The following is a 13946-nucleotide window of genomic DNA, read 5'->3' as shown; positions in this document are numbered from 1 at the left end:
CGCTTTTCGTGGATCTTGGAGCGTTGAGATGGCCTTCGTGACCGCTTTCCTGTCCGTGTCCGCCGACGGGTTCGCCGCCGGCCACAACCAGACCGCCGAGAAGCCGTTCGGGGACGGGCCGGTGGATCAGCTGCACCGCTGGATGTTCGAGACGCCCGCGGAGAACAAGGCGATCACCGACGAGATCGTCGATGCCGATGCGTTCATCATGGGCCGCAACATGTTCGGGCCGATCCGCGGTGAGTGGGACCCGGCGTGGACCGGCTGGTGGGGGCCGGAACCGCCGTACCACAAACCGGTCTTCGTCCTCACCCACCATGAGCGAGCCGATCTGCCGATGGAGGGCGGGACCACCTTCCACTTCGTCACCGGCGGCGTGCACGAGGCGTTCGCGCAGGCGCGGGAGGTCACCGGCGACGGCCGGATCACCATCGCCGGGGGCGCGTCAACGATCAATCAGTTCCTCGCCGTCGGGCTCATCGACGAACTCACCCTCACCGTCACGCCGGTCACGATCGGAAGCGGTCAGCGGCTCTTCGAGGGCGTGCCGCCGCTGTCGCTGGAACAGATCGCGGTGCGTCCGGCCTCGCTCGCCACGCACATCACCTACCGCGTGTCTCCTCAGCAGGAAGTGCCCGGCCAGCCCGGCCGGGAGCAGCAGCCAGAACGACAGCAGGCGGTAGCCCAGGACCACGGCGACCGCTGACGAGGCCGGCGCTCCCGCGGTGACCAGGCCGGCCAGCAGACCGGCTTCGATCAGCCCGATCCCACCCGGCGTCACCGGGATCTGCCTCACCAACTGCGCGCTCAGGTACGCCCAGGCCAGCCTTTCCCAGCCGACCGTCAGATGGAAGCTCTCGGCCACGGCGAGCAGGCAGAGGAGGTCGAGGGTCCAGTTGACCACGGCATAGGTCATCGCCGCCAGCCAACTCGTCGGTCGTACGCCCGAGGCCTCCCTGATCGCGGTTCTGATCGCGTCCGGTGTCCTCGCCGGAGTCCTCGCGCGTCTCAGCAACACCGCGCCGATCGTCATCACGGCGATCAGCGCGATCGATGCCCACCAGAGGCCGGCGAAGAGGCCGCCGATCGCGTAGAGCAGCACGAGCGCCAGCACCGACACCGCGCCGGACAGGACGGTGACGGTGGCGGCGGCCGTCGAAGTGGCGCCGTACCGGCGGTAGTGGCGATAGGCGTACGCGGCCGACACCACCGCGCCCGCCGGGAGAACCATGCTCAGCGCACTGCGGCTGTAGGTGAGCGCCACCGCGTCACGCCTGCGCAGCCGCGCCCCGAACGCCGCGAGCAGGGCCCTCTGCTGATGAGCGAACGCCACCTGCGACGCGGTCGCCGCCAGCAACGCCAGGGCCAGCCACCACACGTCGGCGGCCCGCCACGCCTTCAGCAGCGATGCCGGATCGGGGAACTCCTCTCGCAACAACACGATCACGGCCGCCGTCAGGAGGGCCGCGACGATGAGGCGTACGCAGCGCTTGGTTCTCGGTGACACACCCCGACCCTCGCCGACGCGGCCTCTCGCTGTCGTCATCCTGCAGGGGTCACTGTCCCTACCGCAGCCGCGGTAGGACCCGATGCTCCCTCTGATCAAGGAGCCCGGGCGGATACCGAAGCATCCGTTCCGTGACATCGTGGACGCGATCTCGTACCTCGACCGGCCCGGGTGTTCCTGGCGGCAGCCGCCAGTGGACTTCCCGCCGTGGCAGACCGCCTACGGCTGGTTCAAGCGGTGCAAAGAACGCGGCTCGCTGCTGAGCGTCTATCTGTACGTCGCACCTTTGCAACAAGTCCGAGCTACAACCCTCTAGAACACCTGCTAAGTCCTTGGGCGGGGGTTTTCGTGTTCTGAACTATTTGTGGGTGGCCTCGTCGGAAGGGTCGGGGCGAGCGAGGATTGTGTATGGCGCAGCTTTCATTGTTTCCCACTCGGCATTTGCGGGACCGGACGCTGCGTCGCAATTATTCGGCGGCCGCGGAGGAATTCCGATGTGACCACAAGAGACATCGCGATTGGGGATTGGCGGAGCGGCACGGCCGGCGCCTGCGGCAGTTGCGGAAGGAGCGGGACGACCTCTCGGCACTGAGCGGGCAGGCATCCGCCGGGGCCGCCTTCGGTGAGGACCTGCCGCTTGAGCCGGGGCCGGCAGTTCCCAACTCCGCCCGGGGAGCAGCGCCGGGGCAAGCAGACCCGGGCCGGGGAGCAGAGCCGGAGCAAGCAGACCCGGACCGCAGAGCAGCGCCGGGGCAAGCAGACCCTGGCTCAAGACCAGAGTCGAGACCGGGAGCAGAGCGTGGCCCACGACCAGGGGCGGGCACAGGATCACGGCCGAGCACAGCACCGCGAACACGACGGATACCAGGGCTGGAGCAGCGGCCAGGGCCAGAGCTGGGGCCGGGTCCAGGGCCGGGGTCGGAGCCGGGGCCGGGGTCGGAGCCAGGACCACAGCCGGAGCCAGGACCACAGCCGGAGCCAGGACCACAGCCGGAGCCAGGACCACAGCCGGAGCCAGGACCACAGCCGGAGCCAGGACCACAGCCGGAGCCAGGACCACGATCGGAGCCAGGACCGGGGTCGGAGCCAGGACCGGGGTCGGGAGGGGGCGTTTCTCCTCGAATGGCTGGACCTCGGTGTGATGCGAGCGTTGTTCGGGATCGAGCCGCGGAGGTGGAGGCCTTCGAGAGGGCTGCCATCGTGCAGGGCGGCGAGGGCGTTCGCAGGCACGATCGCGGCCCTGAGGAGGAACGCATTCCGGGCAATGGACACGTTCGCGAGCTATTCATAGTCGGCGGGTGTTCGACAGCGAATGGAGTCGGCGTTGCTTATCTGGGCACGCTGTCTCTCAGAGGTCCGCCGCTATTCACTGGGGGCTGAGCCGATTATCAGGGTGGTGATGTCCGGCCAGTTCGACGGGTTGGGCCGGCCTGGTGGTGGTGGGCGGAGCATTGTCAGCTGGACCTTTCGGGGCCACCAGCGGGTCGGTTCCTGCCAGGCGCACTCCAGGATTCGGGATTCGGGGCGGTCGGTGCAGTCGCCTACCTGTTCCCAGTGGTCCAGCTGGGTGGCTACCAGCTTGCGGGACTGCAGCCAGGGGGAATCGGGCGGCAGGGTGTAGACGCGGACTGTCGCGTCGCCTCGGTCGGTGCGGAGCCAGGTGGCGATGATGGCTGCCCGGTTGCCCACGTCTCGTTCGTAGTCCGTGATCGGGCCGGAAGGGGACCACGGTGTCGCCCCGGCGGGCGGGACGATCGGTTTGGGGTGGGCGGCGGCTTTCCACCGTACGAGAGAAAGGGTGGTGAGGGTGAGAAGGACGATCAGCAGGAGGCACGCCGTGGCGGCGATCAGGCGCCGTCGAGCTGTCCGCACAGCGGAAGCGTAAACGGGCCGCGCCAGCAGCGGCGCGGCCCGTTCGACGAGGGGTGGGTCAGATGCGGTCGGCCAGGCTGCGGCCGGCGGCGGAGGCGGCCTCGTCGGCGGTCTTGCGCATGAGGTTCGCGGTCTCGGTGAACTGGTCCAGGGCCGGGTTCACGCCCACCAGGGTGAACTCGCGCTCGATCAGGATGAGGTCGGCGCCCCAGATGTCGCCGACGACGCGGCGCAGGTAGTCGGTGTTGTGGTCCCAGCCCTCGCGCGGGGTGCCCGTGCCGTAGGCGCCACCGCGGGTGGTGAGGACGACGACCGGCGTGCCGTCGAGGAACTTCTCGCCGTTCTCGCCGCCGGCCATGGCCAGGTCGAACCAGGTCTTGACGTGCTGCGAGACGCCGTAGTTGTAGAACGGCAGCGCCAGGATCGCGGCGTCGGCGTTGCGCAGCTCGTCGGCCAGCTCGACGGCGAGGGCGACGGCGGTGTTCTGCGCGTCGCTACGCTCGGCCGCCGGGGTGTAGCCGGCGCCGACGGCGGTCGCCCACGCCTCCGACGGCAGCGGGTTCTGGCCGAGGTGGCGGCGGACGAACTCGGTGCCCGGCTTCGCCGAGGTCAGCTCCTGCTCGACCAGGTCAGCGAGCGCGCTGCTCGCCGAGTTCGGGCCGAGGATGCTGGCGTCGATACGCAGGACTGCCATTGGGGATTCTCCCTGGTTGATGCGGAGTTGAATGTTCAACGCCACCAAGGTTGCCACGGCAAGTGTTGAATGTTCAAGTGGGCAGGTCGGGTATTGTGCACTGTCGTGACCGATCGCACAGACGTCCCCTGGCTCACCGACGACGAGCGGCATGCCTGGATGGCGCTCAACGCGATGTTCGCGACCCTGCCGCCCGCGATCGACTCCCAGCTCAAGCGGGATGCGGGGATCAACTTCTTCGAGTACCAGATCCTGTCCTGGCTCTCCATGACGCCCGAGCGGGTGGTCCGCATGGGCATCCTCGCGCACCTGGCCGGCGGCTCGATCTCACGGCTGTCCCACGCGGTCACCCGGCTCGAACGGCAGGGCTGGGTGCGCCGCCGCACCTCGGACAGCACCGAGGGACGCTGCGTCGAGGCCGAGCTCACCGACGCGGGGATGGCGCTGGTGGTCGCCGCCGCGCCCGATCACGTACGCGAGGCGCGGCGACTCGTCTTCGACGTGCTCACCGGCGACGAGGTCGACCAGCTCAAGCGCATCGGGAGGAAGCTCTCGGAGGCGGCGTCACCGCAGTCGGCGGCCTGCTTCCAGGATTGACGGACTAACGCAGGCCCTCGAAGAGGTCCGTCTCGGCACCGGAGAAGCCCACACCCACGTACGCCTCGACGCCCATCACCGCGCCGAACGTCTCCCGTCCCAGGCCGATGAAGAACGCACCGTCACCCTGGCTCGCGTGCGCCGACAACGCGTCGAACTTCTGATCGATGACGGACGCCACGTCCACCCAGGCGGTGATCTTCTCGTCCGGCCAGCCCTCCGGCTGCGCCTCCTCGGAGTTCAGCTCGTCCAGCCCGATGCCGAGTTCCCGCATCCGCTCCCCCACCTTCGTCATCGACGATTCCGGGAAGACGCTCATGTAGAGCTTCGGCACCGCGGCGAGCTCGACGGCGGCCATCGTCACCCGGTGCACCTGGATGTGGTCGGGGTGGCCGTAGCCGCCGTTCTCGTCGTAGGTGACCAGGACGTCCGGCCGGTACTTCTCGATCAGCGCGGCCAGCTTGCGGGCTGCCACGTCCACCGGGGTCGACCAGAACGATCCGGGCGCGCTGTTCGTGTCCCAGCCCATCATCCCGGAGTCGTGGTAGCCGAGCATCTCCAGGTGCGACACCTTCAGCGCGGCGCAGCTGGCCTCCAGCTCCCGCCGCCGGGTCGCGACGACCGCCTCCGGGTCGTGGCCGGGCTGACCGGGCTTCACCCCGTTCGGCCCGTCCCCGCAGCGACCGTCGGTACAGGTCACGACGATCGTGGTGATGCCCTCGGCGGCGTACTTGGCCAGCGCCCCGCCGGTGCTCGTGACCTCGTCGTCGGGGTGGGCCTGCACGGTCATCAAGGTCAGCGGGCGATCACTCATGCCGCCACTCTAGAGGCGGCGGCGGGCGGAGCCAGTAACACCGGACACAGGCGGCGACCGGGCTCACGGCCGAGGGTCCCGGCCCGGGCAGGACCGACGGCCCTGTGACAGGCGCTCCCGCCGCGGCAGCCTGGAATCACACAGAGGAGGGCCGCCCCATGAATCAAAAGATCATCATTGGGTACGACGGATCGCCCGACTCCCGGGCCGCCCTGAACTGGGCGCTCGACGAGGCCACGCGTACCGGGATGCCCGCCGAGATCGTCTATGCCGACGACTGGCCGTACTGGGCCGGACCGGCCGCCGTGCCACCGGCGCCCGCGCTCGACGCGCACCTCGACGTCACCGTGGCGACCGCCAAGGAGACCCACCCGGCGGTGTACCTGACCGCCACCACCGTCGCCTCCCCCGCCGCGGCGGCCCTGATCGTCCGCTCCGGCGAGGCGCGCCTCGTCGTGGTCGGCAGCCGCGGACACAGCGGGGTGGCCGGCCTGCTCGGCTCGGTCAGTTCCGCGGTCAGCGCGCACGCCCACTGCCCGGTCGTGGTGGTCCGGGGCGAGGCGTCGCCGGCGGCGCCCGTGGTCGTCGGCGTGGACGGCTCGGCGCAGGCCGCGGCGGTGCTGGAGTTCGCCGCCGGGCAGGCCGCCGCCCGGCACGTCCCGCTGCGCGTCATCCGGACGTGGCCGCCGGTGACCGGGCTCTGGGAGGAGACGCCACTGGTCACGAGGACGGTCACCAGCGAGGAGCGGGCGTCGTTCGACGAGCTCGTCACCGTGGTGCGCGTCGCGTACCCCCGGCTGGAGATCGTCGCCGAGGTGAGCGTGGCCCACCCGGCCGAGGCGCTGACCGAAGCCGCCGCCCGGGCACAGCTCGTGGTCGTGGGCAGCCGGGGCCGGGGCGCGGTGCGGGGGATGCTGCTCGGCTCGGTCAGCCAGCACCTGCTGCGGCACAGCCCGAGCACGGTCGTGGTGGTGCACCCGGCTGTCTGACTCCTTCGTTTCGGGTCGTCTGACCGGCCGTCGCCCCGCAGAATGAACCAAATGCAGAGGAATTGTCTACATCTCGCGTGGTGCAGCAGGATCTTCAGTGCCGGCCCACGAGAGGACTGCCGATGAACGGCCCGTTCATGGTTCGTAAGCACGACGAGGGTGAGGGGATCGTCCGGCTCGCCGTTCACGGCGACGTCGACAACGACAGCAGCGACGCGCTCAGCGTGATCATCAAGAACGCCGCCGACCAGGCCGGGATCCACGCCCTCGTCGTCGACCTGGACCGTGTGCCGTTCCTGGCCGCGGCCGGGATCCGCAGTCTCCTCGAAGGGCGCCAGTCGGCGCTGGTGCGGGGATGCTCGTACTACGTCACGAACGCCCGGGACATCGTCGCCGACGCGCTCAGCGCCGCCGGTGTCGCCACCGTGCTGTCCTCCCCCGCCCTGGCACTCCGGCCGCACCCGGCCACCCGGCGATCGGCGCTCAGATCACCGTGAGCGCCATCCGGTGCCACGTCGAGCCGATCGGGACGCGGCTGCTGCTCCGCCTGAGCGGCGAACTCTCCGTGTCCACCGTGCCGCGGGTCCGTGCCGCCCTGCTCAAGTGCGTGGTCGAGCAACCCGACGCGGTCGTCGTCGACCTGGCCGGGACGGTGCTCGTCGAGCCGGCCGCCGCGGCGGTCTTCCTGGTCGCGGCCCGGCAGGCAGCCCGGTGGCCGGGTACCCCGATGCTCTTCAGCACCGCCGATCCCCATTTCTCCGGGCAGCTCGCGAAGGGTCTCGCCGTGCACGCGAGCGTCGACGAGGCCCTCGCCGCCGAGCCGGGCCGCCGCAACCCGGTGATCAGCGACATGCTGCTGCCGGTCACCGGCGCCTCGCAGCGCGCCCGCGAGCTGGCGTCCGCCGCCTGCGCCCGGTGGGGGCTGCCGCACCTGTCCGGGCGGGCCGCCCTGGTCGCCGGGGAGCTGGTGACGAACGCCGTGGTGCACGCGCAGACGATGCTGGATCTGCGGCTCACGCTGGGACGCCGTTACCTGGTGGTCGCGGTCCGGGACGGGTCGGCCGCCGTGCCGGTGCTGCCCGGTCCCGGCTCGGCCGACCCGGCTGCGCCCCGCGGTCTGCTGCTCGTCGACACGATGGCCCGGCGCTGGGGCAGCACCCCGGCGCCGGGAGGGAAGGTCGTCTGGGCGGCCCTCGCCGTCTAGCCCTCGCTCAGCACGCCGTCCTCTTCGCGGTATTCCGCACCGGTCTCCGGGCACACCCACACGCCGTCGCCCTTGGCGGTCAGCGGGCGGCCGGCCCGGCCCACCCAGCCGATCCGCTTCGCCGGGACGCCGACCACGAGAGCGAAGTCCGGCACGTCCTTGGTCACGACCGCGCCCGCGGCCACCAGGGCCCAGCGGCCGACGCTCACCGGGGCGATGCAGACCGACCGGGCGCCGATGGCCGCGCCCTCGCCGATGGTGACGCCGACGGCGTGCCAGTCGTCGCCGGTCTTCAGCCGGCCGTCCGGGGTGACGGCCCGCGGGTACTCGTCGTTTGTCAGCACCGCGGCCGGGCCGATGAAGACGCCGTCGGCGAGCACGGCCGGCTCGTAGACGAGGGCGTGGTTCTGCAGCTTGCAGTTGTCGCCGATGCTGACGCCGGGGCCGACGTACGCCCCGCGGCCGACGTTGCAGTCGCTGCCGAGCGTCGCGTCCTCGCGGACCTGGGCCAGGTGCCAGATCCGGGTGCCCTCGCCGATGGTGGCGCGGTCGTCGACATCGGCGGTCGGCGCGATGGTCACACCCTCGCGCGCTGTGGTGTCGGTCATGGGCACGAGACTAGTGCTGCCGGTGTTCCTGGGGAACCGATACGGTAGCGGAATCGGCCGAAACGGTGACGCTTCCAGCGGACCGGCTAATGGTCGCTGGCCCCTCGTTTCAACCCCTTGTTCGGAACTCGACAAACGCATCGGTCAGGCACCACGGTGCTCTATAGCATCGAGCCGTTCCGGGCCTCGGGACCACAACACAGGGATCCGACCCGTCACCGGAGCCGGTCCGTCGGTTTGGGGGAAACACACCAGTGGGGACAAAGCAATTCACACGTGACGTCGTCATCATCGGCGGCTGTGGCCGGGTGGGGCTGCCGCTGGGCATCGCGCTCGCGTCGCGGGGCCAGTCGGTGACTCTGTACGACATCAACGAGACCGCAGTGTCCACAGTGAACGATGCCCGGATGCCGTTCGACGAGGAGGGCGCGGACGCGCTGCTCACCGAGGTGGTCGCGGCCGGACGGCTCTCCGCGACGACGGATCCGGCGAGCGTCAGCACGGCCGAGAACCTGATCGTCGTGGTGGGCACGCCGGTCGACGAGCACCTCAACCCGGACCTCGGTGTCGTGCCGCGCGCGCTCGAGCGCTGTGCCGAGCACCTGGTGCCCGGTCAGCTCGTCGTACTGCGCAGCACGGTGTATCCGGGAGTGACGGCGCTCACTGAGAAAATGCTCCGGAATCGGGGCATCGAGGTCGACCTGGCCTTCTGTCCGGAGCGCATCGCCGAGGGCAAGGCTCTGACCGAATTGTTCGACCTGCCGCAGATCGTCGCGGCTCGGAGCCCGGAAGTCAGCCTGCGCGCGGAGAAGCTTTTCCGGAATCTGACGGAACAGATCGTCCCGGTCTCCCCGGAGGAGGCCGAGCTGGCGAAGCTGTTCACCAACACGTGGCGCTACATCAAGTTCGCCACCGCCAATCAGTTCTGGATGATGGCGAACGATTACGGCGTGGACTACGCGCGGATCCGGCACGCCATCACGTACGACTACCCGCGCGCGGCCGACGTGCCGATGCCGGGCTTCGCCGCCGGCCCGTGCCTGCTCAAGGACACGATGCAGCTGGCAGCGTTCAACCAGAACAAGTTCGTCCTCGGGCACGCCGCCATGCTGATCAACGAGGGCCTGCCGAACTACGTGGTGTCGCGCGTCGAGGCCCGCTTCGACCTGAGCGAGCTGACCGTCGGCGTCCTGGGCATGGCGTTCAAGGCCGGGAGCGACGATTCGCGCGAGAGTCTGGCGTACAAGCTCCGCAAGCTCTTGACCCTCAAGGCCAAATCGGTCCTCTGCACGGACCCGCACATCGCCGACGACCGCTTCGTCGGACTGGACGAGGTGCTGGAGAAGGCCGACGTGCTGATCATCGCCGCTCCCCACAAGGAGTACGCCGAGCTCGACACCGATCTCCCCCTGATCGACATGTGGGGGCTGACCCGCAGCGGAGTGCTGGTGTGAAACCCCGCGTCACGGTCGTCATCCCGGTCTACAACGAGGGTGACGCGATCCTGCCGCACATGGAGCGCCTGCTGCGCGACGTGACCCTGCCGGCGGAGATCCTCATCGTCCACGACACCCCCGACGACACCACCGTCCCGTACGCGGAGAAGCTGGCCATGGCCGACTCCCGGGTGCGGCCGGTGCTCAACACCTACGGCCGCGGGCCGGCCAACGCCATCCGCTTCGGCATCGACGCGGCCCTGGCGCCGGTCGCGGTCGTCACGATGGCCGACGGCTGTGACGATCCGCGCCAGATCGACACCCTGGCCATGCTGGTCGAGCGGGGTGTGGTGGTCGCCGCGGCGTCCCGTTACATGCCGAGCGGCCAGCAGGTCGGCGGCCCACGCCTGAAGCGGCTGCTGTCGCGCTGGGCGGGGCGCAGCCTCTACCAGATGACCCGGGTCGGCACGCAGGACGCCACGAACAGCTTCAAGGCGTACAGCACCGATTTCGTCCGCCAGGTCGGGATCGAGTCCCGGGTCGGCTTCGAGATCGGCCTGGAGCTGACCGCGAAGGCGTGCCGCGCCCGGCTGCCCGTCGCGGAGATCCCGACCATCTGGCTCGACCGCCAGCTCGGTGAGTCTCACTTTGACATGGGTCGATTCCTCCCCAGCTACCTGCGCTGGTATAGGTTCGCCTACGGCAAGCGGCTCACGCTGGAGCAACTCGGCGCCCGCGCCAAACGAGCCGAGGCGGCCGAGATGCCCGCCCGTCCCGTCGCCATCGAAAACAACAGCTAACAGATAGGGGAAATCGTGTCCAAGGTTCTGATCACCGGCTCCGCCGGCTTCATCGGCGGGTATGTCGTGGAGGAACTGCTGTCCCGCGGCCACGAGGTCGTCGGGCTGGACAACTTCTCCAAGTACGGGCCGGTCTCCCGCTCGTACGACAACCACCCCCGTTACCACTTCACCGAGGGTGACGCCCGCGACGTCGACCTGGTCACCAGCCTCGCGTCGGACTGCGACCACTTCATCGCCGGCGCGGCGATGATCGGTGGCATCTCCTACTTCCACGCGTACGCCTACGACCTGCTCGCCACCAACGAGCGGATCATGGCCGCCTCCTGCGACGCGGCCATCAAGGCGCACCGCGAGGGCCGCCTCCAGAAGATGACCTACCTGTCGTCGTCGATGGTCTTCGAGTCGACCGACCGCTGGCCGTCCAAGGAGGGTGACGAGCGGATCGTCCCGCCGCCGCTGTCGTCGTACGGCTTCCAGAAGCTGGCCGTCGAGTACTACGCGAAGGCCGCCTGGGACCAGTACAAGCTGCCCTACACCATCATCCGGCCGTTCAACTGCGTCGGCGTCGGCGAGGGCCGCGCGATCGGCGAGGCCGAGGTGCTCTCCGGCAACGTCAAGCTGGCCATGTCGCACGTCGTCCCGGACCTCGTGCAGAAGGTGCTCAAGGGCCAGGACCCGCTGCACATCCTCGGCGACGGCAGCCAGGTGCGTCACTACACCTACGGTGGCGACCTCGCCCGCGGCATCGTCGTGGCGATGGAGCACGAGGCCGCCCGCAACGACGACTTCAACATCTCGACCGCCGAGGGCACCACGGTGCAGGAGCTGGCCGAGGTGATCTGGCGCAAGATCAAGGGTGCCGACGCCCCGTTCAGCCTGGTCTCCGACGACCCGTTCGAGTACGACGTGCAGAAGCGCGTCCCGGACGTCACGAAGGCCAAGGAGGTCCTCGGCTTCGAGGCGACCACTTCCCTGGAAGACATGCTCGACGAGGTGATTCCGTGGGTGACCCAGGCGGTCGCCGAGGGCCGGCTCTGACCCTCGCAGCCCCGGACAACACGTACGCGAAGGCGGCCCGCGCTCTGTTCGCGGCGCCGCCGCCCCGGCCGGTCACCGGCCGGGGTGTGCTGGCAGCCGTGGTCGCGGTCCTGGCCGCGGTCGTGGTCGGGCTGCTCCGGCAGCCCGGCCCCGGCTCCCTCGACACGGTCTGGGCCGAGGACGGCAGCGTCTTCCTGGCCCAGGCCGACGCCGACGGACCGTGGTCGGCGCTGCTGACGTCGTACGCCGGCTACTTCCACGTCGTGCCGCGCCTGCTGGCCGCGCTCGCCGCGGCCGTGCCGGCGGAGGCCGCGGCGGCGGTGCTGGCGATCTCGGCGGCGCTGACGACCGCCCTGCTGGCCGTGCTGGTCTTCGTGGCCAGCGCCGCGCACCTGCCCTCGCTGCTGTCGCGGATCCTGGTCTCGGCCGTCGTGGTGGTCGTGCCGGTCGCGCAGGACGAGGTGCTCAACTCGATCGCGAACTTCCACTGGTACGGCCTGTACGCGCTGTTCTGGGTCTTCCTCTGGAGTCCGCGCGGGCGGGCCGGGCAGGTCGTCGCCGTGGCGACGGTGCTGCTGGTGGCGACGAGCGACATCCTGGTGCTGGCGTTCGTACCGCTCGCCCTGTTCCGGGCGGCCCGGCGCGGCGACCGGTTCGGCAAGGTCCTGGGCGGCGCGCTCGCCGCCGGCCTGGCCGTGCAGCTGGCCGGTCTGCTCGCCGGTTCCAGCTCGCGCGAGCTGGCACCGGACCCGGTGGTCGCGGTCGCCGGTTTCCTGCTGCGCGCGGTGCCGGCGCCGCTGGTCGGCCAGCGCTGGCTCGGTGACGACCTGGACGCGGGCTGGGTGGCGCTCGCCGGATTCGCCTGGCTGGTGATCGCGGCGGCGCTGTTCGCCGCGGTGCGCCGGGTGACCCGCCCGCTATGGGTGCTCGCCGCCGTCGCCGCCGTGCAGAGCGCCGCGCTCTACCTGCTTCCGGTGCTGCTCTCCGGGGTGGCCGCGCCGCGGTACGCGGTGGCGCCGGCCATGCTCGTGGTGGTCGCCCTGGTCGCGCTGCTGCAACCCGGCGCCGGCGGCAGTCCTGTGCCGCTGTACGCCCTGACCGTCCTGCTCGCGGTCGTCGCGGTGGTGAACCTGCGCATCGGCAACCCGCGCGCCGACGGGCCGAGCTGGAGCACCGAGATCGATCGGGCGCAGGCCACCTGCGCCACCGGCGGCCGTCCGGCCGCCCTGACCGTCGCACCCCGGACAACTCCACCATGGACGGTGGCTATGCGCTGCGAGGACATCGAATGAGTCGAATCACCGGCCTGGCGAGCCGATCTCTCGAGGCATACCGGCTGCGAGCCGAGATGCGCCGGCGGCAGCCCCCGCAGCTGCGCTACGTCGAGCGCGGCGCCGACGTGCCGACCATCTACTACCTGGCGCCCGACCTGGACGCCGCGGTCGGTGGCATCCGGGTCATCTACCGGCACGTCGACGCGCTCAACGGGCTCGGCGTCCGGGCCCGGGTGCTGCACGGCACCCCCGGTTTCCGCTCGACCTGGTTCGAGCACGAGACCCCGGTGGTCTACACCCCGGACGTCGAGCTGACCGGCGCCGACGTGCTGGTGGTGCCGGAGTGGTACGGCCCGACCCTGGACCGGCTGCCGGCCTGGGTCACGATGGTCATCTTCAACCAGCGGGCGTACGACACGTGGGACTTCGTGCCGTACGAGACCACCGGCAAGGGCAGCCCGTACGCCGGCTTCGGCAACCTCAAGGCGCTGCTGACCGTGTCGCAGGACAACGCCGACCTGCTGGAGTACGCCTTCCCGGGCATCCCGGTGCACCGGGTCCGCAACGTGATCGACGCCGATCTGTTCCACCCGGGCGACGGCACGCCGGGCCGGCGGATCAGCTTCACCACCACCCGGCGCGAGCGCGAGCGCGACCAGCTGCTGCACATCCTGCGCTCGCGCGGAGTGCTGGACGGCTGGGACGTCGTGCCGATCGTGAACCGCAGCGAGACCGAGGTCGCCGAGATCATGCGGGACAGCGCGATCACCCTGAGCTTCAGCGACCGGGAGGGCTTCGGCCTGCCGCCGGCCGAGGCGATGGCGTGCGGCAGTTACGTGGTGGGCTACCCGGGCCTGGCCGGCCGGGAATTCTTCGACCCCGCGTACTGCTCGCCGGTCGCCGAGAACGACCTGCTCGCGTTCGCCCGGGCGGTCGAGGCCGCCTGCGCCTCCTACGACGAGGATCCGCTGGCCTTCGCCAAGGCCGGACGGGTCGCCTCCGAGCGGGTGCTGTCCGAGTACTCCGCGGAGCGGCTCGACGGCGAGCTGCTCGCCTTCTTCACTCCACTGACCACCCGCTCCTGAAGCCCTGGCTTCCCGAACGAAACGG

Annotated in this window: 15 protein-coding genes and 1 pseudogene; 11 read left to right on the top strand and 5 right to left on the bottom strand. The window is 70.3% G+C overall.

Annotated elements, in window-relative coordinates:
* Positions 1–28 precede the first annotated feature (28 nt).
* Positions 29–706, top strand: coding sequence for a dihydrofolate reductase family protein (locus tag EP757_RS23690; protein WP_127549458.1), 678 nt, complete (start codon positions 29–31; stop codon positions 704–706).
* Here the strand turns inward: EP757_RS23690 and EP757_RS43995 are convergent.
* Positions 704–1546 (bottom strand): annotated as a pseudogene (locus tag EP757_RS43995) (YbhN family protein); the annotation flags it as partial. The gene EP757_RS23690 and the pseudogene EP757_RS43995 overlap by 3 nt on opposite strands.
* A 43-nt stretch (positions 1547–1589) precedes the next feature.
* On the opposite strand from EP757_RS43995, the gene EP757_RS44480 reads away from it, so the two are divergent.
* Complete coding sequence (locus tag EP757_RS44480; RefSeq protein WP_127549454.1) at positions 1590–1823, top strand: transposase; 234 nt, start codon at positions 1590–1592, stop codon at positions 1821–1823.
* A 1046-nt stretch (positions 1824–2869) separates the two neighbouring features.
* On the opposite strand, the gene EP757_RS23670 is transcribed toward EP757_RS44480, so the two are convergent.
* Positions 2870–3379, bottom strand: coding sequence for a hypothetical protein (locus tag EP757_RS23670; RefSeq protein WP_127549451.1), 510 nt, complete (start codon positions 3377–3379; stop codon positions 2870–2872).
* A 58-nt stretch (positions 3380–3437) separates the two neighbouring features.
* The gene (locus EP757_RS23665; protein ID WP_127549449.1) at positions 3438–4073 is read right to left on the bottom strand and encodes an FMN-dependent NADH-azoreductase; all 636 of its coding nucleotides are present in this window, start codon (positions 4071–4073) and stop codon (positions 3438–3440) included.
* A 105-nt stretch (positions 4074–4178) separates the two neighbouring features.
* Between EP757_RS23665 and EP757_RS23660 the strand changes: the two genes are divergently transcribed.
* Positions 4179–4670, top strand: coding sequence for a MarR family winged helix-turn-helix transcriptional regulator (locus tag EP757_RS23660; RefSeq protein WP_232049964.1), 492 nt, complete (start codon positions 4179–4181; stop codon positions 4668–4670).
* A gap of 4 nt (positions 4671–4674) precedes the next feature.
* Here EP757_RS23660 and EP757_RS23655 read toward each other — a convergent pair whose 3' ends face one another.
* The gene (locus tag EP757_RS23655) at positions 4675–5484 is read right to left on the bottom strand and encodes a PIG-L family deacetylase (protein ID WP_127549445.1); all 810 of its coding nucleotides are present in this window, start codon (positions 5482–5484) and stop codon (positions 4675–4677) included.
* Between the two features lie 158 nt (positions 5485–5642).
* Between EP757_RS23655 and EP757_RS23650 the strand changes: the two genes are divergently transcribed.
* The 3 genes from EP757_RS23650 (at position 5643) to EP757_RS23640 (ending at position 7677) form a co-directional block, all read left to right on the top strand.
* Positions 5643–6473 (top strand): universal stress protein, encoded by an 831-nt coding sequence (locus tag EP757_RS23650; protein WP_127549443.1) that lies wholly within the window; start codon positions 5643–5645, stop codon positions 6471–6473.
* Between the two features lie 122 nt (positions 6474–6595).
* Complete coding sequence (locus EP757_RS43445) at positions 6596–6970, top strand: STAS domain-containing protein (protein WP_160165866.1); 375 nt, start codon at positions 6596–6598, stop codon at positions 6968–6970.
* Positions 6967–7677 (top strand): STAS domain-containing protein, encoded by a 711-nt coding sequence (locus EP757_RS23640; protein ID WP_197725365.1) that lies wholly within the window; start codon positions 6967–6969, stop codon positions 7675–7677. Before EP757_RS43445 ends, EP757_RS23640 begins: the two co-directional genes overlap by 4 nt.
* Here the strand turns inward: EP757_RS23640 and EP757_RS23635 are convergent.
* Positions 7674–8285, bottom strand: coding sequence for an acyltransferase (locus tag EP757_RS23635; protein WP_127549437.1), 612 nt, complete (start codon positions 8283–8285; stop codon positions 7674–7676). The genes EP757_RS23640 and EP757_RS23635 overlap by 4 nt on opposite strands.
* A 254-nt stretch (positions 8286–8539) precedes the next feature.
* Here EP757_RS23635 and EP757_RS23630 point away from each other — a divergent pair, with 254 nt between their 5' ends.
* The 5 genes from EP757_RS23630 to EP757_RS23610 are packed head-to-tail and all read left to right on the top strand — an operon-like array spanning position 8540 to position 13921.
* A complete protein-coding gene (locus EP757_RS23630) occupies positions 8540–9739 on the top strand; it encodes a nucleotide sugar dehydrogenase (protein WP_232049963.1) in 1200 nt (399 codons plus the stop codon).
* Positions 9736–10521 carry a glycosyltransferase family 2 protein gene (locus tag EP757_RS23625; protein WP_127549435.1) on the top strand — a complete coding sequence of 262 codons (786 nt, stop codon included), beginning with the start codon at positions 9736–9738 and terminating at the stop codon, positions 10519–10521. The genes EP757_RS23630 and EP757_RS23625 overlap by 4 nt, the downstream gene beginning before the upstream one ends.
* Positions 10522–10536: 15 nt before the next feature.
* A complete protein-coding gene (locus EP757_RS23620) occupies positions 10537–11562 on the top strand; it encodes an NAD(P)-dependent oxidoreductase (RefSeq protein WP_127549433.1) in 1026 nt (341 codons plus the stop codon).
* Entirely contained in the window at positions 11526–12854 is a 1329-nt protein-coding gene (locus EP757_RS23615) for a hypothetical protein (protein WP_127549431.1), read from the top strand. Before EP757_RS23620 ends, EP757_RS23615 begins: the two co-directional genes overlap by 37 nt.
* Positions 12851–13921: a glycosyltransferase gene (locus EP757_RS23610; protein ID WP_127549429.1), complete on the top strand. Its 1071-nt coding sequence runs from the start codon at positions 12851–12853 to the stop codon at positions 13919–13921. The genes EP757_RS23615 and EP757_RS23610 overlap by 4 nt, the downstream gene beginning before the upstream one ends.
* The last annotated feature ends 25 nt before the right edge of the window (positions 13922–13946 follow it).

This window comes from Actinoplanes sp. OR16, from assembly GCF_004001265.1.
Lineage (GTDB): Bacteria > Actinomycetota > Actinomycetes > Mycobacteriales > Micromonosporaceae > Actinoplanes.
Note: the sequence above shows the minus strand (reverse complement) of the source record. Positions and strands in the feature narration are given on the sequence as shown.

Coding starts and splice junctions, on each gene's coding strand:
- EP757_RS23690 (WP_127549458.1), top strand. CDS start 29: ATGGCCTTCGTGACCGCTTTCCTGTCCGTGTCCGCCGACGGGTTCGCC.
- EP757_RS44480 (WP_127549454.1), top strand. CDS start 1,590: ATGCTCCCTCTGATCAAGGAGCCCGGGCGGATACCGAAGCATCCGTTC.
- EP757_RS23665 (WP_127549449.1), bottom strand. CDS start 4,073: ATGGCAGTCCTGCGTATCGACGCCAGCATCCTCGGCCCGAACTCGGCG.
- EP757_RS23655 (WP_127549445.1), bottom strand. CDS start 5,484: ATGAGTGATCGCCCGCTGACCTTGATGACCGTGCAGGCCCACCCCGAC.
- EP757_RS23650 (WP_127549443.1), top strand. CDS start 5,643: ATGAATCAAAAGATCATCATTGGGTACGACGGATCGCCCGACTCCCGG.
- EP757_RS43445 (WP_160165866.1), top strand. CDS start 6,596: ATGAACGGCCCGTTCATGGTTCGTAAGCACGACGAGGGTGAGGGGATC.
- EP757_RS23635 (WP_127549437.1), bottom strand. CDS start 8,285: ATGACCGACACCACAGCGCGCGAGGGTGTGACCATCGCGCCGACCGCC.
- EP757_RS23610 (WP_127549429.1), top strand. CDS start 12,851: ATGAGTCGAATCACCGGCCTGGCGAGCCGATCTCTCGAGGCATACCGG.